This is a genomic window from Bartonella sp. AD328YNZD, assembly GCF_042196425.1.
Genome location: NZ_JBHIQG010000732.1, coordinates 1 through 713 on the forward strand (window position 1 = coordinate 1; position 713 = coordinate 713).

Annotated in this window: 1 protein-coding gene; it reads left to right on the forward strand. The window is 33.1% G+C overall.

Annotation, left to right across the window (positions count from 1 at the left end; all coding sequences use genetic code 11):
- A partial coding sequence (locus tag ACFIO3_RS14730) for a DUF3987 domain-containing protein (RefSeq protein ID WP_375704743.1) occupies positions 1 to 425 on the forward strand: 425 nt, incomplete at its 5' end.
- Positions 426 to 713: the final 288 nt, after the last annotated feature.

Here is a 713-nt window from a genome sequence, read left to right on the forward strand (position 1 = left end):
CAAGTTTAAAAGCACATCTTTTGAAAATGAATCAAACCATACCAACCCTTGCGTTGATTTTTGAACTGGTTGAGGGTGGTCGTTTTGAAATCAATAGAGATGCCCTTGAAAGAGCTTTGTATTGGGAAAAATATTTGTTAAGTCATGTCAAAAGGCTTTATGCGGCGGCGGATAGCTTAGCAACAGAGGGGGCAAAATTAATTGTCGAACGTTGTGATTGTTTACCCGATGTTTTTACAACAAGGGATATCTATAGACGCTGTTGGCGTTCTTTAAAAGACAAAGAAGCTGTGAAGCAAGCTTTAGAGCTTTTATGCTGTTCTAATCATCTTCGAAAAAAGTTTATAACACATCAGACAAGTGGACACCCTAGCACTTATTATGAATGGAATCCTTTAGTCAAAAACAGCAGCATAAAACAATAAAGAAACTTTTTTTAAAAACTTTCTACTCAAAGAGGCAAAACTCTTTTTAATGGCATTCTTATCAAGGAATTTTTCTCCAAAGATAATAATCTGAGTGACCTTATAGGAAGAGTTTTGTCAGTTCTGTCAGTTCCTTTTAGACCCTCTATTATTTTTTTTAAATGAGAAAAATTAAAAACATTATATTTCAATAGGTTAATATCTTTAAAACATAACTCATATCAAGAGTACAGTCTTTAAAGATAACCAATGATGTGAATTGATTAAAACTTGTCAGTTATGTGTCAG